The 17,566-nt window shown below is 65.0% G+C and carries 16 protein-coding genes; 8 read left to right on the top strand and 8 right to left on the bottom strand.

Going from position 1 to position 17,566, the window contains the following annotated elements; genetic code table 11:
- Window positions 1-153 precede the first annotated feature (153 nt).
- A complete protein-coding gene (locus JQ603_RS18105) occupies window positions 154-1,413 on the top strand; it encodes a serine hydrolase domain-containing protein (RefSeq protein ID WP_212341385.1) in 1,260 nt (419 codons plus the stop codon).
- On the opposite strand, the gene JQ603_RS18100 is transcribed toward JQ603_RS18105, so the two are convergent.
- Window positions 1,399-3,861 (bottom strand): putative bifunctional diguanylate cyclase/phosphodiesterase, encoded by a 2,463-nt coding sequence (locus JQ603_RS18100; RefSeq protein ID WP_212341383.1) that lies wholly within the window; start codon window positions 3,859-3,861, stop codon window positions 1,399-1,401. The two genes, JQ603_RS18105 and JQ603_RS18100, sit on opposite strands and share 15 nt — an antisense overlap.
- A 1,082-nt stretch (window positions 3,862-4,943) precedes the next feature.
- Window positions 4,944-5,795 carry a LysR family transcriptional regulator gene (locus JQ603_RS18095; protein ID WP_212341381.1) on the bottom strand — a complete coding sequence of 284 codons (852 nt, stop codon included), beginning with the start codon at window positions 5,793-5,795 and terminating at the stop codon, window positions 4,944-4,946.
- Between the two features lie 102 nt (window positions 5,796-5,897).
- On the opposite strand from JQ603_RS18095, the gene JQ603_RS18090 reads away from it, so the two are divergent.
- Window positions 5,898-6,890: a zinc-dependent alcohol dehydrogenase family protein gene (locus tag JQ603_RS18090; RefSeq protein WP_245003649.1), complete on the top strand. Its 993-nt coding sequence runs from the start codon at window positions 5,898-5,900 to the stop codon at window positions 6,888-6,890.
- A gap of 112 nt (window positions 6,891-7,002) precedes the next feature.
- Here the strand turns inward: JQ603_RS18090 and JQ603_RS18085 are convergent, their stop codons facing one another.
- Window positions 7,003-7,197: a hypothetical protein gene (locus JQ603_RS18085; protein WP_035667931.1), complete on the bottom strand. Its 195-nt coding sequence runs from the start codon at window positions 7,195-7,197 to the stop codon at window positions 7,003-7,005.
- A 303-nt stretch (window positions 7,198-7,500) separates the two neighbouring features.
- Complete coding sequence (locus JQ603_RS18080; protein WP_212341378.1) at window positions 7,501-8,484, bottom strand: aldo/keto reductase; 984 nt, start codon at window positions 8,482-8,484, stop codon at window positions 7,501-7,503.
- 101 nt (window positions 8,485-8,585) lie between these two features.
- On the opposite strand from JQ603_RS18080, the gene JQ603_RS18075 reads away from it, so the two are divergent.
- Window positions 8,586-9,479: a LysR family transcriptional regulator gene (locus tag JQ603_RS18075; protein WP_212341376.1), complete on the top strand. Its 894-nt coding sequence runs from the start codon at window positions 8,586-8,588 to the stop codon at window positions 9,477-9,479.
- Between the two features lie 148 nt (window positions 9,480-9,627).
- On the opposite strand, the gene JQ603_RS18070 is transcribed toward JQ603_RS18075, so the two are convergent.
- Window positions 9,628-10,701, bottom strand: a complete 1,074-nt coding sequence (locus JQ603_RS18070) for a hypothetical protein (protein ID WP_212341374.1) — start codon at window positions 10,699-10,701, stop codon at window positions 9,628-9,630.
- Between the two features lie 245 nt (window positions 10,702-10,946).
- Between JQ603_RS18070 and JQ603_RS18065 the strand changes: the two genes are divergently transcribed.
- Window positions 10,947-11,999: a patatin-like phospholipase family protein gene (locus JQ603_RS18065; protein WP_212341373.1), complete on the top strand. Its 1,053-nt coding sequence runs from the start codon at window positions 10,947-10,949 to the stop codon at window positions 11,997-11,999.
- A 21-nt stretch (window positions 12,000-12,020) separates the two neighbouring features.
- Here the strand turns inward: JQ603_RS18065 and JQ603_RS18060 are convergent, their stop codons facing one another.
- Together JQ603_RS18060 and JQ603_RS18055 are read right to left on the bottom strand one after the other, a co-directional pair.
- Window positions 12,021-12,449: a CBS domain-containing protein gene (locus JQ603_RS18060; protein WP_018647115.1), complete on the bottom strand. Its 429-nt coding sequence runs from the start codon at window positions 12,447-12,449 to the stop codon at window positions 12,021-12,023.
- A gap of 188 nt (window positions 12,450-12,637) precedes the next feature.
- Window positions 12,638-13,444, bottom strand: a complete 807-nt coding sequence (locus JQ603_RS18055) for a rhomboid family intramembrane serine protease (protein WP_212341372.1) — start codon at window positions 13,442-13,444, stop codon at window positions 12,638-12,640.
- Between the two features lie 454 nt (window positions 13,445-13,898).
- Here JQ603_RS18055 and JQ603_RS18050 point away from each other — a divergent pair, with 454 nt between their 5' ends.
- Together JQ603_RS18050 and JQ603_RS18045 are read left to right on the top strand one after the other, a co-directional pair.
- On the top strand, window positions 13,899-14,453 hold the full coding sequence (locus JQ603_RS18050; RefSeq protein WP_212341371.1) for a PAS domain-containing protein: 555 nt from the start codon (window positions 13,899-13,901) through the stop codon (window positions 14,451-14,453).
- A gap of 212 nt (window positions 14,454-14,665) precedes the next feature.
- A complete protein-coding gene (locus tag JQ603_RS18045) occupies window positions 14,666-15,457 on the top strand; it encodes a Crp/Fnr family transcriptional regulator (protein ID WP_433996644.1) in 792 nt (263 codons plus the stop codon).
- 278 nt (window positions 15,458-15,735) lie between these two features.
- Here the strand turns inward: JQ603_RS18045 and JQ603_RS18040 are convergent, their stop codons facing one another.
- Window positions 15,736-16,221, bottom strand: a complete 486-nt coding sequence (locus JQ603_RS18040) for a phasin (protein WP_212341369.1) — start codon at window positions 16,219-16,221, stop codon at window positions 15,736-15,738.
- A 374-nt stretch (window positions 16,222-16,595) separates the two neighbouring features.
- Between JQ603_RS18040 and JQ603_RS18035 the strand changes: the two genes are divergently transcribed.
- The gene (locus JQ603_RS18035; protein WP_212341368.1) at window positions 16,596-17,102 is read left to right on the top strand and encodes a GNAT family N-acetyltransferase; all 507 of its coding nucleotides are present in this window, start codon (window positions 16,596-16,598) and stop codon (window positions 17,100-17,102) included.
- A 127-nt stretch (window positions 17,103-17,229) separates the two neighbouring features.
- Window positions 17,230-17,529: a hypothetical protein gene (locus JQ603_RS18030; RefSeq protein WP_212341367.1), complete on the top strand. Its 300-nt coding sequence runs from the start codon at window positions 17,230-17,232 to the stop codon at window positions 17,527-17,529.
- Window positions 17,530-17,566 lie beyond the last annotated feature (37 nt).

The raw sequence follows: 17,566 nt of genomic DNA, 5'->3' as shown, positions 1-17,566 counted from the left end.
GCGCCGTTGACGCCGAGATCAGGCCTGCGGACCAGACCTAGCGAGGACCGTCCGCGACCGTTCCTTTCGGAAATCGTGACGCGATTTTAATCGATGGCTTGTTGACGCCTTCGGCATCTTGCGGCTTTGATCCCGCCAGGGAGGAAGCCCGGGATGAAGCGTCGTGAATTTCTGGTCGGGGCCGCATTGCTCGCCGGCACGATGGCGCGGAGCCGCGCCGCGGACATCCCTGCCCCGTCGCCCGACGGGCTCGAGCGCATCACCGCCTATTTCGACAACGAGGTGCGAAGCGGCCGGCTGCCGGGCGCCGTGGTCTTGGTGCAGCAGCACGGCAAGCCGGTCTACCTCAAGACCTTCGGCGTGCGCGACACCAGGACCGGCCTCGCCATGACGCCGGACACGATCTTCGCCATCCACTCGATGACCAAGCCAATCACGTGCCTCGGCGCGATGATGCTGATCGACGAGGGCAAGCTCGCGCTCACCGACCCCGCGTCGAAATACGTCCCGCTCTTTGCCGACACCAAGGTCGGAATAGAGCCGGAGGGCACATCGACGGTCGAACTCGAGCCGCCGATCCGTCCCGTCAACATCGAAGATCTGCTGCGGCACACATCGGGCATCAGCTACGACTATATCGGCGCCCCCTGGGTGATGCAGGTTTACCAGGCTGCCAATATTTTCGAGGGCCCCTTCAACAACAGACAGTTCGCCGACCGTATCGCCAGGCTGCCGCTGACGCGCCAGCCCGGGACGCTGTGGCGCTACGGTCATTCGACCGACGTGCTCGGCGCCATCGTCGAGATCATCTCCGGCCAGACGCTGTACCAATTCCTCAAGCAGCGCATTCTCGATCCGCTCGGCATGACCAGCACCAAATTCGTGCTCACGGGTCCGGAGGAGCGCGCGCGGATGGCGCGGCCACTGCCGAACGACCCGATCCTGCTCGCCGGCGAACGCGACCGCCTCGCCCATCCCGAATGGGAATCCGGCGGCGGTGGGCTGCTCTCGACCATCACCGACTATCAGCGCTTCTCGCAGATGCTGCTCAATGGCGGCGAGTTCGAGGGCAAGCGCTATCTGAGCCCGGCGGCCTTCAAGGCCATGACGACCGATCACGTCGGTCCCGGCTCCGGCGTCGGACGCGACTATTTCTACTTTCCGGGCGACGGCTTCGGCTATGGCTATGGCATCGGCGTGCGCACCGATCCCGGCAATGCGAAGCCACCCCCGCCCGGCTCGATCGGCGAGTTGAAATGGGACAGCGGCAGCGGCACCTATTTCGGCGTCGATCCCAAGCTCGACATGGTCTACCTCATGATGCAGCAGACCCAGAACGAGCGCAGCCGCATCACGCCCGCGTTCAAGGCGCTGGTCTACGACTGCTTCCCCGAGGCGCTACGCCGCCCGTGAGGCGCGCTGGCCGAACTCGGCCAGCAGTGTCGCGATCTCGGCGGCGGGCCGCGCCGCGCTGAACAGAAAGCCCTGCACCTCGTTGCAGCCTTCGGCGCGCAGCCAGTCGAGCTGATCCTCGGTCTCGACGCCCTCCGCGGTCGTGGTGATGTTGAGGCTGCGGCCGAGCCCGGAGATCGCGCGCACGATCGCGCCGCAATCGGGCCGCTGCGCCAAATCCTTCACGAAGGAGCGGTCGATCTTGATCTTGTCGAACGGGAAGCTGCGGAGATAGCTGAGGCTGGAATAGCCGGTGCCGAAATCATCCATGGAGATGCCGACGCCGAGCTCGCGCAGCTGGTGCAGGATGGCGAGATTGGCATCGGTCTCGGCCAGAAAGATCGACTCGGTGATCTCCAGCTCGAGCCGCTTCGGCGACAGGCCGGACTGCGCCAGCGCCGAGATCACGACCTGGACCAGGTTGCGGCTGCGGAATTGCGCCGGCGACAGGTTGACGGCGACCTTGACGTCGACAGGCCATTTCACCGCTTCGGCGCAGGCCTCGCGCAGCACCCATTCGCCGAGCTGGGTGATCAGGCCGATGTCTTCGGCGACCGGAATGAATTCCGCCGGCGAGATCATGCCCTTGTCGGGATGACGCCAGCGCAACAGCGACTCGAAGCCGGAGATGCGGTCGGAGGCGATCGACACCAGCGGCTGATAATGCAGCTCGAACTCGCCATTGGCGAACGCCCGGCGCAGATCGAGCTCCATGTCGCGGCGCTTCTGCGCCTGCAGGTCCATCTCGCGCTCGAAGAAATGATGCACGCCGCCGCCGTCGGACTTCGCCCGGTACAGCGCCATGTCGGCGTTGCGCATCAACTGCTCCGACGTGACGCCATCACCGGGCGACAGCGCGATGCCGATGCTGGCGCCGATCACCATCTCCTGCCCGTCGATCTCATAGGGCGACTTCAGCATGTCGATCAGCAGGCTCGCGCAGGCACTGGCTTCGTTCGGCGACACGTCCGCGGCCAGGATGACGGCGAACTCGTCGCCGCCGAGCCGGGCCGCGAGATTGGCGCCGCGGACCGCGGTGGTCAGGCGCTCGGCGACCTCTTTCAACAGGCGATCACCCGAGGGATGCCCGAAGGAATCGTTGATGTTCTTGAACAGGTCGAGGTCGATGTAGAGCACGCCGACCCGTTTTCCGCCGGCCTGCTCGAGCGCCTGCCTCAAGCGCTCCTGGAAATATTCGCGGTTCGGCAGATCGGTGAGCCCGTCATGGTGCGCCATGTGGGCGATGCGTGCCTCGGCCTTGCGCCGCTCGGTGATGTCGACCACCGCGACCAGATAGCCGTCGCGATCGTCGAACGCGACGCGGCGGCCGAAGGTGAGCACCTCGATCTCGCTGCCGTCGGCGCGCAGATGTCGCCAGTTGCGCGAGGAGTGATAGGTGTCGCCGACGCGTTCGAGGGCTTCGGCGTGACTGTCCCACTCGTCCTGCGGCCAGATCTCGTGCAGCTTCATGCGCAGGAAAGTCGCGCGGCTGTAGCCGTAATGCTGGACCGCGGCGTCGTTGACGCTGAGAAACTCCTTGCTCCCGGCGTCGAACACCCACATCGGCATCGGGTTGTTGTCGAACAGCAGGCGGAACGAGGCGTCGCGTCGCTTCAAGGCGGTGACGTCGGAGATCGTCAGCGAGACCACATCGGCGAAGGCCGTCGCGCTGAGGCGGAGATGGCGGTCATCATGCTCGATCTCGAGCTGTTCGCCGCGGCCGCCGGAGACGGTCCTGAGCAGGAATCCCATGATGTCGGACGATGCGAGCAAGGTGCCGCCCGCGCCGATCCGGCGCCACAACTGGCTCGCGCCCGCGGCCTCCAGCAGCACGCCCGCGCTCTTGTTATGGTGCACGATCTGGAGATCGAACGGCTTGCCGCCGGCATCGCGCAGCGTCGCCAGCGAGATCACGGCATCGTCGGTCGCGGAGAAGATCGCATCGAGCAGATTGTATTGCGCGCCGCGCTCGTTGACATAGGCGCCGACCAGCGTGGCGCCCCAGCGCGAGGCGGTCGGCAGCGCCAGCACATCATAGGTCCTGACCATGCCGTCGCGCACGCAATGCGCGCTTGCCTGGTGCGGCCGTCCGTTTGCCAGCGCGCTCGCCGCCGCTTCGGACAAGGCCGTGGCGCAATCCGGCGAGAGCTCGGCGACCGGGATGTCCCAGCGCTCCTCGCCGAGCCACTTCTGCACGTAACGGCCGCTGCGTGACAGTTCGAGCGCGCCGTCGTTCTTCAACAGCGCGATGTGATCGGCGAGCCGCCCGAGGCTGCCGAGCATCACGTCCTCGTAGCGCGGCAGCCGCTCACCCGGCTTCAACGCCGCACGCCATTTGCGCTGAAGCACCGGGATGTCGTCGAACATTTCGGCGGCCGGTTTTCCCGGCATCTTCTTCGCGGCAGTCATCGCAGTCCCCAACGCACTTTCCCGGCGCATCCAATGCAGATGCACTTAATGGCGTGTAAAGAGCGCGCGGGCGCGGGTTCCATTCGGCGATTATGACAGTTTTAAGTCGGGTGTTGGTTAGTAGCCGTTAGAGACTATGACGGTTGTGTTTTGCGCACAGGCGGTGACCGCACTCTCACTGTCGTCCTGGCGGAAGCCAGGACCCATAGCCACCGAACTTCGTTATTGCGAACGCTGGTGGCCACGCTGAACTTTGACAACGCTGACCGGGGTAATGGGTCCTGGCTTTCGCCAGGACGACGTTGGGGAGGCGGTGTGCTCACCTCTCGCAATGACGGAGTGTGAGCGAGAGCGGACTCTTTCAATTCGCATTGTCATTCACAGACACACCTTCGCATCCTCGCGGCATTTTTCGCCCGAGCTTTGCTTCCGTCGTCTCACCCCCACATGAAAGAGGGCGCAGGGAAGGCCGGGAGCCGGCTGGCACCCGCGGTCCACTGTGCGAAGTTGCAGTAAAAAAATCTGCACAGCGGCATACAGGTGAAGCCAGGACATCCCGGCCTTCCCTGCGCAGTGGTTTTACGGCTTATGTCGTGATCTCCCCGGGGAGCGATGCACTATTGCCCCCGTCGCCGTGCGGATGATCGATGCGCGGGCCCGGTCGGGCCGCAACATCACCGCAAGACTTGACGCACAGACCCCGGGCGTCAGGACCACACGATTTTGCCGTACGCTGATGGCACCGGTCGTGTGCGCGAGGTCTTTGCTCACGGTCTCCCGCCCTGCAAACCCGTTCGCGCCAACGCCATCTGCGTCCACCGCCGCCCGGCCCGCGTTCGTGACGATCGCGATACGCCCCTCTTCCTTGGGCCGGAGTGCGCGCACTATCCGTCAATTCCGAATTTCGGTAAAGCGGAATATTTTCGCGATGGCGGATTGACCGATGGCTTGGGTGTTTTGCCCGACAGGCAACGCAAGGGATCGATGCGTAGGGTGGGTTAGCCGAAGGCGTAACCCACCAATTCTCTCGCCGCGGAGACCAAAGAGGTGGATTACGCTTCGCTAATCCACCCTACGAAGCTTCACCCCGCCAGCTTCTCAATCACTAGGTCCAGCAGCGCGCGCAGGCGGGCCAGGCGCTTGAGGTCGCGGTGATAGCCGACATAGGTGTCGCGGCCCGGCGGCGACGTGCCGATGTCGAGCGCGACCAGCCTTCGGTCGCGGTCGCCGAGCGGGCGCGGCAGCACGGCCAATCCGCCGCCGCTCGCGCAGAGCTCGGCCTGCGCCTGCCTGTTGTTGCTGCGCGAGGCGACCTCCGCGTTGGGCAGGGTGCGCTTCAGCCAGACCGCGTCCGGCATGTCGGCGAATTCGGCATTCATGGTAACGACGCGAACGCCGCGCCCGTCGCCGGCGCGTGGCGGCTTGCCGCCCTTCCTGCCATAGAGCGCGTAGGAAATATGGAGCAGCTTTCGCGAGATCACCTCGGGCTCGCTGAATGGCTTGATGCGGAAGACGAGATCGGCCTCGCGGCGCGGCAGGCTGTAGAGGCGCGCATCGGTCAGGAGTTCGACGGTCACTTTGGGGTGGCGTTTGCCGAAGGCGGCAATCACCGGCGACAGCATCACTGTCCCGAACCAGTCCGACGACGACAGGCGCAGCAGGCCGTCCAGTTGCGTCTCCGCGCCGGAGGCGTGACGCTCCAGCGCGAGCGCCTCTTCCTCGATCCGCTCGGCGTGGCGCAGCACGGCGGTGCCCTCGTCGGTGAGGACGAAACCGTCGGCGGTGCGCTGGAACAGCGTCTGTCCCAAAGCCTGTTCGAGCGCGCGAAGCCGCCGGCCCATGGTCGGCTGGGTCTGGCCAATCTTGCGCGCGGCAGCCCCAAGCGTGCCCTCGCGCGCAATCGCCAGGAAGATGCGCAGATCGCTCCAGTCCATCGGACGCCCTCATACAAAAATGCACGATCATCGTACATTGTCGTTTCTTTCCATGCAAAAATTCATGGGCATATTGGAGGGCGACAACGGAGCAGAACTATCATGACCGAACAGTCGACCATGCGCGCAGCGATCCTCGAGACCCACAACGCGACGCTACGCATCTCGCAGATCTCCGTGCCGGATATCGGCCCCGGTGAGGTGCTGGTGCGGGTCCGCGCGAGCGGCGTCAATCCGCTCGATACCAAGATTCACGCCGGCGCAGCCGCGCACGCCCGCCATCCGCTCCCTGGGATCCTCGGCCTCGATCTCAGCGGCGTGGTCGAGCAGACCGGATGCGCGGTGACGCGATTCAAGGAGGGCGACGAGGTCTATGGCATGACAGGCGGCGTCGGCGGCGTGCCGGGATCGCTGGCCGAATTCGCCGCGGTCGATGCCGATTTGCTGGCGCTCAAGCCTGCCAATCTCAGCATGCGCGAGGCCGCTGCCCTGCCCCTGATCTTCATCACCGCCTGGGAAGGCCTGATCGACCGCGCGTCGCTGGAAGCCGGCCAGAACGTGCTAATCCATGGCGGGGCCGGCGGCGTCGGCCATGTCGCGATCCAGATCGCGCGTGCCTTCGGCGCAAACGTGTTCGCAACGGGGTCAGTGGCGCAGCGCGCGACGGTCGAGGCGCTCGGTGCCGTCTTCATCGACCGCGACACTGCAATCGAGACTTACGTGTCAGAGCATACAGGTGGCCGCGGCTTCGACATCGTCTACGACACCGTCGGCGGCAAGGTGCTCGATGCATCCTTCGCGGCGGTGTGCCGCTTCGGCCATGTCGTGAGCGCGCTCGGCTGGGGCACGCATGCGCTCGCGCCGCTGTCCTTCCGTGCCGCCAGCTATTCCGGCGTGTTCACGCTGCTGCCGTTGCTGACCGGCGCAGGCCGCGCGCATCACGGAGAGATCATGAACGAGGCGACGCGTCTGGTCGAGACCGGCAAGCTCGTGCCGATGCTCGATGCAAGGCGGTTCACGCTGGAGAGTGTTGGCGATGCCTATGCGCTGATCAGGGATCATGCGGCGAAGGGCAAGCTGGTGGTGGATGTCTGAGATGGAGCCTATAGCCCGGATGAGCGAAAGCGGCATCCGGGGTTCTATCCGTGCAGATACTGCGGTCCCGGGTATCGCTGCGCTCACCCGGGCTACGAAGCTGCGCGGGCGGCTAGTCCTCGCTTGACGCCGCGGAGCGCTTGCGCAAGTGAGCCTGCGACAAGAGGAAAAACAACGCGCGCTCGCCATGATATTTGGCGGCAGGCCGGGTGCGCTCGAACCCGTCGGCAAAGATCTTGCCGGACTGGTCGCACACCTGCCACCGCCAACCGAACCGTTTGCGCCTGGTAAGGATCACTTCGAACATGCCGACGGGCTTGGTCCCTGCTCCTCCGGTCTCGCAGGCGCATGAGCCTGCTTCCGGCGTCCCCCATTGGACGGATGCCCGACATATAACGCAGCAGGATGGAAAGAGAATAAAATTGATTATCGGAATAACGTATCTTCCACCGGCGATGACGACGTCGCAACATCCGTGGAATAAGCCAACGCGACCGGTGTTAATCGACCTTCCAATGCAGCTTGGTAGCGCTCGCACGCGTATTCAAACCGGAACACAAGACGCAAGGTCCGGTAAGCAAACGCTCACCGGGCCCGCATGCAACATGTGTCAGCGGCCAACCCGCGCCTGGAGATGGGCGGGATAGCGATCACCTTGCACCGCCACCCTGGCCAGCACTCCTGCAATCGCGGCGAGATCGGTCTCGGACAACGTTACCACCGCCGCGCCAAGGTTCTCCTCGAGCCGGTGCAGCTTGGTGGTGCCGGGAATCGGCACGATCCACCGCTTTTGCGCCAGCAGCCAGGCGAGCGCGATCTGTGCCGGCGTCGCCTGCTTCGCCGCGGCGATCTCGCCGAGCAGTTCGACCAGCGTCTGGTTGGCCTTTCGTGCGCTGGATGAGAAGCGCGGTACGATATTGCGGAAGTCGCTCTTGTCGAAGGTCGTGCTTTCGCTGATCGCGCCGGTCAGAAAGCCTTTGCCGAGCGGACTGAAAGGAACGAAGCCGATGCCGAGCTCTTCCAGAACAGGCAGGATTTCCTGCTCCGGCTCGCGCCACCACAGCGAATATTCGCTTTGCAGTGCGGTGACGGGCTGCACCGCATGGGCGCGGCGGATGGTTTGCGCGCCCGCCTCCGACATGCCGAAGTGCAGGACCTTACCCTCGCGAATCAAATCCTTCACCGCGCCGGCGGTGTCCTCGACCGGCACGTCGGGATCGACGCGGTGCTGATAGAACAGATCGATGCGGTCGGTCCTGAGCCGCTTCAAGGCAGCCTCGGCCACCGCCTTGACGTTGGCGGGCCGGCTGTCGAGCCCGGCCTCGACCTTGCCGCCGCTGAAGCCGAACTTGGTGGCGATGACGACCTTGTCGCGGAACGGCGCCAGCGCCTCGCCGAGCAATTCCTCGTTGGCGAAAGGACCGTAGGCCTCGGCGGTGTCGAAGAAGGTCACGCCGCGCTCGAAGGCAGTCCTGATCAGTGTGATCGCCTGAGACGTCTCGGTCGCCGGACCATAGCCGTAGCTCAATCCCATGCAGCCGAGGCCGAGGGCCGAGACTTCGAGACCACTCTTGCCCAGTTTGCGCGTTTGCATCGTCAGCTCTCCTTCATCGTCTTCGGCCTCCGAATTTAGGCCGCGCGCGAGCCTGCGATTAGGTGATAAAAGCGGCATGTACTCATGATCCGGATTCATGAATGGCCCGCACCAACGTCAACGACCTCCTCGCCTTCCTCGCCGTCGCGCGCGAGCGCAGCTTCACCCGCGCCGCAGCCCAGCTCGGGTTGTCGCAATCGGCGCTCAGCCACACCGTGCGCGGCCTTGAGGAGCGGCTGGGCTTAAGGCTCCTCACCCGCACCACCCGCAGCGTCGCGCCGACAGAGGCCGGCGAACGCCTGCTGCGCAATATCGGGCCGCGCTTCGCCGAGATCGATGCGGAGCTGTCGGCGCTGACCGCGCTGCGCGAGACGCCGGCCGGCACCGTGCGCATCACCACCGGCGAGCATGCGGCGCAGGCCATCCTGTGGCCGGCGCTGGCGAAGCTGCTGCCGCGCTATCCTGACATCAAGGTCGAGCTCGTCGTCGACTATGGCCTCACCGACATCGTCGCCGAGCGTTACGATGCCGGCGTGCGGCTCGGCGAGCAGGTCGCCAAGGACATGATCGCGGTGCGGATCGGCCCGGAGATGCGCATGGCGGTGGTAGGCTCGCCGGCCTATTTCGCCGCACGGGCCAAGCCGAAGCAGCCGCAGGATCTGACCGAGCATAGTTGCATCAACCTTCGCCTGCCCACCTATGGCGGGATCTACGCCTGGGAGTTCGAGAAGCGCGGCCGAGCCATGAAGGTGCGCGTCGACGGCCAGCTCGTGTTCAACACCGGCCTCTTGCGGATGAACGCCGTGCTGGCGGGGCTCGGTCTTGCCTATGTCCCGGAGGACATCGTGAAGCGCGAGATCGCCGACGGACGATTGATCCGCGTGCTCGCCGACTGGTGCGCGCCGTTCGCCGGCTACCACCTCTATTACCCGAGCCGGCGGCAGCCGACGCCGGCCTTCGCGGTGCTGGTGGAGGCGTTGAGGTATCGGAAGTGAGAAGGTCTCGTGCCCCGGACGCAGCGCAGCGCCTCTTCGGCGGTGCGCTGCAGAGCCGGGGCCCATCCATCGAGATATACGCTGCGGCCTTCTGGGTCCCGGCTCAGCGGTGCATCACTCCGTGCTGCACCGCGTCCGGGACACGAGACTACCGCGCCACCACTTCCACTTCGCCGTCGACGCCGTTCACGACGTTGAAGCCGCGCTCGTAGACCTTGCCCTCGTTCTTGGCGATGGCGCGGTATTCACCTTCGGACAGCACGACGCGCGGGAAGGCGCCGATCGATTCCTTGATGACGTCGCCGCCGGGGGTCAGCACCGACCAGGCGGTGTTGGCGAGCGCCTCGCCGCCCCGGTCGCTGACGAGCTTGAGCGTGATGACGGCGGCGCGATGGGTGATGGTGACGTCGGTGAGCTTGCCGGCCTGGACGCGGATGTCCGAGCGCACCACCGAATTGGCATCGCCATAATTGGAGACGATGTAGTAGGTGCCCTCCGGGATCAGCACGACGTCGCCGGCGGCGACGTTGGGCACCAGCGAGGCGCGCTCGCCGGATTCGAACTGGCTGCCCTTGTAGATCGCGAACGAGATCTGGTTCTGCGGAATGCGGCTGGTGCCGACGCGGCCTTCGATGCGTAAGCCCCCGGCCGGCAGCACGAAGGATTCGCGGTCGGTCTCGGCCTTGAGGCTGACGGTGCGCACCGCGCTGACGAGGCCGAAGGCGACGTGGACGACGTAATTGCCGGGCGGCAGCACGATGTTCGGCGTGGCACTGCGGTCCTCGCGGATCAGCTTGAAGGTGCCGTTCTCGTCGGGACGATCGGCAAACACGCGCCAGACCAGGCCGCTGGTGATCGCAGGAGAATCCTTGCCATATTTCGCGGTCAGCGACAGCACGCCCTGTCCGGGTACCGCCGCATTGAGCGGCGCGGCCGACGGCACGGTCGTGACCGCGGGCGGCGGCATGCTGGGCGTCACCGGCTGGGTCAGGGTCGGCGGCAGGCTCGGAGGACCGATGCCCGGGCCGGAGGGCGGCGCCAGGCTGACGGCACCGCCGGGATCGGGCACGGAGGCCGGGGGCACCGGCGGCGGGCGATCGGAGAAAAGCTGCGCCTGCGCAGCGTTTTGGCCTGCTGCCACGAGGCAGACGGCAAGGATCAGCGCCGGCAGCAGGCTGCCGCTGCGCCGCCATCCAACGATGCCGTCACCCCCGCGTGTCATGTTCCCTGCTTTTCACCGAAAACGCGGCAAATTCAAGCCTCGGATATCCCAGGAAATACGGCTTCATGCGATCTATGGAACCCGACTGACGCCTGCGTGATTAGACTTAAGGCAACCGCCCCTCGCCATACTCCTGCCCAGCGCCTTTACCAAAGCGGCATAAACCATGCTTTGCCCCTGATATGGCGGAGCGCAAGTGGGGTGCCTAGTCTGGCGGTGGGTGGCCCCAGCGTAGGAGAATTTTAGTGCTGGAGATCTTGAAGGGCCGCAGCTCGAACGGCTCCAACGGCGAGAAGGCCGGCGAAAAAGTCGGCGAGAAAGTCGGCTTGGGCAGCATCCGCCGGCCAGTCATTGGCCTCGCACTCGGCGGCGGCGCGGCGCGCGGCTTTGCCCATATCGGGATCCTGAGGACCCTGATTGCCAACGGCATCGTCCCCGACGTCGTGGTCGGCACCTCGATCGGCGCCGTGGTCGGCGGCCTCCATGCGGCCGGCCGGCTCGATACGTTCGAAGAGTGGGGGCGCAGCCTGCAGGGCATGCGCAACATCCTCGGCTATCTCGACATCCGCCTCAACGGCTCCGGCCTGATCGGCGGCGATAAGCTGGCAACCCGGCTCGAGAAGGCGGTCGGCCAGACCCTGATCGAGGACCTGCCCGTCAAGTTCGCCGCTGTTGCGACCGAGGTCCGCACCGGCCACGAGATCTGGCTGACGCGCGGCCGCATGGTCGACGCGATGCGGGCGTCCTACGCCCTGCCCGGCATCTTCTCACCGGTCCTGATCGGCGACCGCTGGCTGGTCGACGGCACGCTGGTCAATCCGGTGCCGGTCTCGGCCGCCCGCGCGCTCGGCGCCGAAATCGTCATCGCCGCAAATCTTTCCAGCGACATCTTCACCCATTCCACGACGATCCATGCGCACGGCGCGGCGCCCGCCCCGGTCGCCTCCGAGGCCGAGGCGACGACGACCAAGCGGCGCTTTCCGCGCCTGTTCTCGCCCGAGAAGACCGTGAAGCGCGAGTTCTTCGGCGGCGGCGGACGGCCCGGCATCTCCTCGGTGATGGTCGATGCCTTCAACATCATGCAGGACCGCATCACCCGCGCGCGCCTTGCCGGCGATCCGCCCGACATGTTGATCACGCCGCGGGTCGGCCACTTCGGCTGGTTCGACTTCCACCGCTCCGAGGACCTGATCGCGCATGGCACGCGCGCCGCCGAGCGCGCGCTGCAATCGATCCAGGAGGCGATCGAAGTGCTCGCGCCGGCGCCCGCGGGCCACGCGCCCAAAGCAGACGAATAAGGCGGACCCGCGTAAGGTCCGTCAGGCCGTCTTGATGTAGTCGCGCAGGGCTTCCTGCTCGGTCTCGTATTCGCGGACACGCCATTTGACGATGTCGCCGATCGAGATCAGGCCGACCACCTTGCCGTTGTCGAGCACGGGCAGATGGCGGAACTTGCCGGTCGTCATCGTCTCCATGAGCTCGGCGACCGTGTCGGTCTCCTTGCAGGTGACGACCTTGCGGGTCATGACCTCCGAGACCGGCTCCTCCAGCACGCCGGCGCCGCGATCGCCGAGCACGCGCACGATGTCGCGCTCGGACAGGATGCCTTCCAGCCGGCTCTGGTTCATCACCAGCACCGCGCCGATCTTCTTCTCACCGAGCAGCTTGATCGCGGCCGACAGCTTGACGTCGGGCTCGACGCTCATGATCTGGTGGCCCTTGGTGTTGAGAATGGAACGTACCGTCATTGCCGCCTCCCTGAATCGAAGCCGTCCGCCTTTGGCGGTCCGGACTTGTTCGCGAGTCTTCAACTAACAGTTTCGGCGCGGGTTTCACGCTCGCGCGCTTGTCGAAGCGTTGCCTCTAGGGGCTTGTCGCTTCGGAACATTCTTCCAGCGAATGATGGATGAATTCGGGCCGGGCCGCAAGCACAGCTTCAAATACGGTCGGAAACGTCCTGCGATGACGCATCCGCAGCATCGCTTCGCACGCGCGGCACGGGATCGAACAGCGCGAACAGCAACAGGCCGGCGAAGAAGCCGCCGATATGTGCCTGCCAGGCAACGCTGGTGGTCTCGGCATCGATGCCGATCGCGCCGACGCCGAAGATGATGTTGACGCCGAACCACACTGCGAGGAAGGCGACCACCCGCCCGTCGCGCAGCGCACGCGACAGCGGCAGCGCAGGAACTTTTGCGGCGGTATCGGCATCCGATCGGCTGAACGACAGGAAGCTGCCGCGGGCGAAAGCAAAGCGGATCGCGGCTGCCATCGCGCCCGACACCGACGCCGAGGCGCCGATCATCGGCGCCACCGCATGCTCATGGGTGACGAGATGGGCGAGCGCGCCGGCCGCCGCCGTCACCGCCATGAAGACGAAGAACCTGATCGCGCCGAAGCGCCGCGCCAGCGCGCTGCCGAACGGCAGCAGCCATAGTACATTGAAGCCGAGATGGGTCAGATTGGCGTGCAGCAGCGAATAGGTGACGAAGCTCCAGACTTTGGCGCCGGCGCCACCGGGGATCTGCAGATTGAGCAGCGAGGCATCGTAGCGCTTCGGGATGAAGCCGAAGACGTCGATGGTCCAGTTTTCGAGCTCCGGCGGCAGCAGCACCCGCAGATGGATCAGCGCCAGCAGGGCGATATAGGCGGTCAGCGCCACCGGCAGCGTCAGGATCGGCTCGCGCGGAGCCTCCTCGTGGACGGCCGGCACGTCCGGCGACGAATCTTGCGGGGAATCCAAGGCAGCTTCGCTTTCAGGCGCGATCGGAGCGACAGGCTTGGAGATAGTCGCCTTTGCCGGCCTTGCGCAAGTGCGCAAAAGGAAAAGGCAGGGCCCTGGGAAAGCCCTGCCTGTCCGTGTCGGCCTTCCGATGCCCTGGGGAATGAAGGTGTATCCCCACCCCTCCCCGGCCCGTGGCCAAACTGTTTGACGCCCTGTGTACAGGCCCCGCCGAGAACCTGGAGAAAAGCGGCGAGGCTTGCGACCGCGGTCACCATAGCAGGGCCGCGCGCGGCGCGAAGTGCATAGTTAATTTAACGTTAACAACGCAAAGACCGCTTCAACGGGCCTGAAAACGCCCCTGCGGCATGGACGCTGCAAATCCCCTCCTGCACAACAACAGAAGGGATCGTGGGTGCACTGAAGCGGGACAGATCTGTCCCGCGAGGTTGCGCCCCCGGGGTTAGCGTCAGTCATGAAACATCCGTCGAGCCGCGCGTTCTTCGCATATTGGGACAAGAAGCGCGGTACTGCGCGGGCCCCTGACCGGGCCGACATCGATCCGGCCGCGGTCCGCGGCCTGCTCGGCGACATCTTCGTGCTGTCCTGCGAGCCCAGTCTCGGCTTCCCCTTCCGCGTTGCCGGCACCCGCGTCTGCGCACTGGCCGGGATCGACCTCAAGGACAAGAGTTTCGCGGCGCTGTTCACGGCGGCGAGCCGCAGCGAGATCGAGGAGATCGCGACGATCGTCGCCGACGAGACGCTCGGTGCGATCGCCGGCGTTACCGCCGCGCGCGAGGACGGCAGCAAGGCGCATCTCGAGCTCCTGCTGCTGCCCTTCAACGCGCGCCCGCATACGCCGGTGAGCGTCACCGGCGTGCTCGCGCCCTTCGACGACGAATGCGGCACGCTTTCAGCCTTCACCCTCACCTCCTGGCGCTACCTGCACCAGCCGGAGAAGCTGCTGCCGCGCGCGATCCGCAAACTTCAGATCGCACGCGGGCTGATGGTCTATGAGGGGCTGCGCTAGGACCTGCTCTCGCGTCAGACGCGCAGCTTTGCATACAGCCGGCCCGATCTTCGAAGGCTTGATCGAGATCAAACGCATTCGCGCACCGGCTTGCCAATACGTCAGAGGAACCTTAGCTTTTAAGACGAGTTTATTCGTTTGCCGTGGCAAGCGGCAGCGCCGTTCGATTGGTGAAGATGCGTCTGCCGGGCGTCCGTCCAGGGACAATTCCCGTGATGGAGCACGCGACTAGAGTTGGCAATCGGTTGTTAGCTGCGTTACCGCCGGCCGATTTCGCGTTGCTTGCACCTCATCTGCGAAAAGTAGAGCTCCAGCACGACGCAGTCCTGGTTCGATCGGGCGACAAGATCGATCACCTCTCCTTTCCCTGCAGCGGCGCGGTCGCCCTCATCATGGAGTTGCCGAACGGACAGACGGCGGCAACTGCCGTGATCGGCAACGACGGCGCTGTCGGACTCATGACGGCGCTCGGCCCGATCCGATCACCCATGACCGCGGTCGTCCGCGTGGCCGGAACGGCGCTGCAGATCTCGCCCGCACGATTTCACATTGCGCTCGAACGCAGTCCCGCCATTGCAAACTCGGTTCAGCTGCTCACCAGGACGCTGCTGACGCAATTCCAGCACGTCGCAGCCTGCAACGCCCTGCATTCGGTCGAGGCGCGCCTCGCCCGCTGGCTGCTGCACATCCACGACCGGACGGACGGCGGTGACCTGCTGCCCTTGACGCAGGAGACGCTGTCGGAATTGCTCGGCGTCCGGCGCACCACGGTCACGCACGTGGTGAGCGCGTTGCGCGCGTCACGGGCGATCAAGTCCAACCGGCGCGGCCAGCTCGAGATTGACAGGCACCGGCTCGAGGTCATCGCCTGTGAGTGCTACAAGGTGATGAGCCGCAGGATCGATCGGATCGTTTCGCAGGATGCGCCGAGGCTCCTTCACGCCGCGCCGGCGCGGATTGGCTGCCTGCCCCCGGATCCGCCCTTCGCCAAGACCGACTCGTAGACCCACGCCTCTTTGGCGAACCATTCATGCGTCGCGGCGCACATCCGGCAATAGGTGCGCGAAAAGAACACCGCGCTGCACCGAAACCTCTCGCCATCCATCTCGATGCCCGTCGGAATAGCGTTTCCCGTTTCCGGGCACTTGATCATCACCATACCCATCGTGATTTCCTCCAGCTTGGCGTCACCTCAACAGTGAGGGCGGCCGCAATCGGCTGGACGGCTTCTCTTCTTGCGGAGACGCTCGTCCAGCCGATCCGCGCGGCCAAACGCTTCGAGTCAAGCAGCGCTACGCAATACCCGGTTCAAGCTCTGCTTGATCGGCTCGGCCGTTTCGGTCGCGGCCTTCTGGGCGAGATCCCAGAGTTCGCGGTTCTGAGCCGAAGTCGCTTCAAAGGTCTTGCGGCTGTGGGCGGTGGAGAGGTTGACGAGATCGGTAAATGACCTCGCATCGACAAGCTGGGAAATGAAGTCCAGCGTGGAGGTCGTGTTGGCGTGGGATAGTTCGATGAGCTTGATGCCATAGTCGGCGGCACGCTTGGCATTGGTCGAATAGGCATCGCAAAGGGCTGCGGTGACTTCCTCCGAAGTCGCCCTCACTTTCGCAAAATTCGCCTGGGCCCGCGTGGCGCCCTGCTCGGCGAAACTGCCGAACATCGTCTGCATGTTGAAGAACGGTACGTCGAACTGGAGCTTTGCGCTTCCGTTGGCCCCCACGTCTTGCGGGGCTGCATTCGTCTCGACTTTCACATTGGCATCACTCACGGGCTTTCATCCTTTCAAGCGAAACTAGATCACGGATTGAAGACTCCCCGGGCGTCGCGGTGCATGCCGCACCAGGACACCGATACTGCTACTTTCAACGCGGTGGGATTGTTGCTGCGGATAACCGGCCCCGTCCCCCTTGCAGAGCCAAATATGAACGAGGAGAGTGGCCAGTTCGGTTCGCTTTCAGACTCTCAGCCGAAATTAATTCAATTTCCTGCGACGAAGCGGCCCAGACCGAGTTCCGCATCTCTGAAGTTGCCGCAATCGCATGCGCCAACTTGAGATCAGCGCACTTGGCTAGGGCGGTTGCGCGAGGCGTCGTATTCCTGCGGGCGGCATAGACCGGAGTGAGTGAGACGGAATAGTCCGACATGAGCAAGCCGCACTGGCGTCCCGCGCGCGCCTCCGACCTGCCCGCGATCAGCGCGATCGCGGCGCGTATCCATCCCGACCTTCCCGAACGACCCGAGGTGTTCGCGGAAAAGATGCGGCTCTATCCCGATGGCTGCCGCGCGCTCATTGCGGACGACGAGATCGTTGGTTACGGCCTCGCGCATCCCTGGAAGCAGCACCGGATCCCGCCGCTTGATGTTTTCCTCGAACGTCTCCCCGACGATGCGGATTGCATCTATGTGCACGACGTCGCGGTGCTGCCCGATTTCCGCGGCGGCGCGTCGCGCGCTTATGTTGCCGATATCGAGAAGCTGGCGCATGCGTCAGGCATCACGTCGCTCGCGCTGGTCTCGGTCTATGCCACGCGGCCGCTGTGGGAGCGGTCCGGCTTTCGACCAGTACCTGCGGATGCGCAATTGCGTGCCAAGCTCGCATCCTACGGCAATGGCGCGACCTACATGCTCCGCGACCTCGCCGCGACGTAACGTCCCAGCCGGTCAATCCCGGCTCACGCGGGCGTGAAGCCGCGCGCTCGAACCGCTTTCGGCCAGGTCCCGTCGAAGAACTGCGCGGGCCGTTCCGGTCTCGCCGAACCGAGACTGGAGAATGTCCATGAAACTCACATTGACGAAAGTTGCCTTGATTGCATTCGCTGCAACGGCTGCGTTCACCTCGACCAGCGCCAACGCGGCGCAGTATCGCACCTATGGCTGCGACACCGCCTTCTTCGAAGGCTGCGGCATCCTGATCGAGACGCCGACCCCCGGCGGCGCACGACGCACCGTTCCCCTGACCCACGATACCTCGCCGACCTACATGAAGCAGACCGATCCGCGCTACAGCTCGTCGATGCGTGATGCTGGCGGTGGCGGCGGCGGTGGTGGTGGTGGTGGCGGTGGCGGCGGCCGCTGAACTCACACAGGCTTTTCAGATGATGCCGCCGGCGCAA

It is taken from the genome of Bradyrhizobium liaoningense (assembly GCF_018130825.1).
In the GTDB taxonomy this organism is placed as follows: domain Bacteria; phylum Pseudomonadota; class Alphaproteobacteria; order Rhizobiales; family Xanthobacteraceae; genus Bradyrhizobium; species Bradyrhizobium liaoningense_B.
This window is presented reverse-complemented; position numbering and strand designations above follow the sequence as displayed.

What these genes read in the sequence shown, in the direction of transcription:
- JQ603_RS18090 (WP_245003649.1), top strand. Translation starts at nt 5,898, where the DNA reads ATGACCGAACAGTCGACCATGCGCGCAGCGATCCTCGAGACCCACAAC.
- JQ603_RS18035 (WP_212341368.1), top strand. Translation starts at nt 16,596, where the DNA reads ATGAGCAAGCCGCACTGGCGTCCCGCGCGCGCCTCCGACCTGCCCGCG.
- JQ603_RS18100 (WP_212341383.1), bottom strand. Translation starts at nt 3,861, where the DNA reads ATGACTGCCGCGAAGAAGATGCCGGGAAAACCGGCCGCCGAAATGTTC.
- JQ603_RS18080 (WP_212341378.1), bottom strand. Translation starts at nt 8,484, where the DNA reads ATGCAAACGCGCAAACTGGGCAAGAGTGGTCTCGAAGTCTCGGCCCTC.
- JQ603_RS18050 (WP_212341371.1), top strand. Translation starts at nt 13,899, where the DNA reads ATGAAACATCCGTCGAGCCGCGCGTTCTTCGCATATTGGGACAAGAAG.
- JQ603_RS18060 (WP_018647115.1), bottom strand. Translation starts at nt 12,449, where the DNA reads ATGACGGTACGTTCCATTCTCAACACCAAGGGCCACCAGATCATGAGC.
- JQ603_RS18105 (WP_212341385.1), top strand. Translation starts at nt 154, where the DNA reads ATGAAGCGTCGTGAATTTCTGGTCGGGGCCGCATTGCTCGCCGGCACG.
- JQ603_RS18070 (WP_212341374.1), bottom strand. Translation starts at nt 10,701, where the DNA reads ATGACACGCGGGGGTGACGGCATCGTTGGATGGCGGCGCAGCGGCAGC.
- JQ603_RS18075 (WP_212341376.1), top strand. Translation starts at nt 8,586, where the DNA reads ATGGCCCGCACCAACGTCAACGACCTCCTCGCCTTCCTCGCCGTCGCG.
- JQ603_RS18095 (WP_212341381.1), bottom strand. Translation starts at nt 5,795, where the DNA reads ATGGACTGGAGCGATCTGCGCATCTTCCTGGCGATTGCGCGCGAGGGC.
- JQ603_RS18030 (WP_212341367.1), top strand. Translation starts at nt 17,230, where the DNA reads ATGAAACTCACATTGACGAAAGTTGCCTTGATTGCATTCGCTGCAACG.
- JQ603_RS18085 (WP_035667931.1), bottom strand. Translation starts at nt 7,197, where the DNA reads ATGTTCGAAGTGATCCTTACCAGGCGCAAACGGTTCGGTTGGCGGTGG.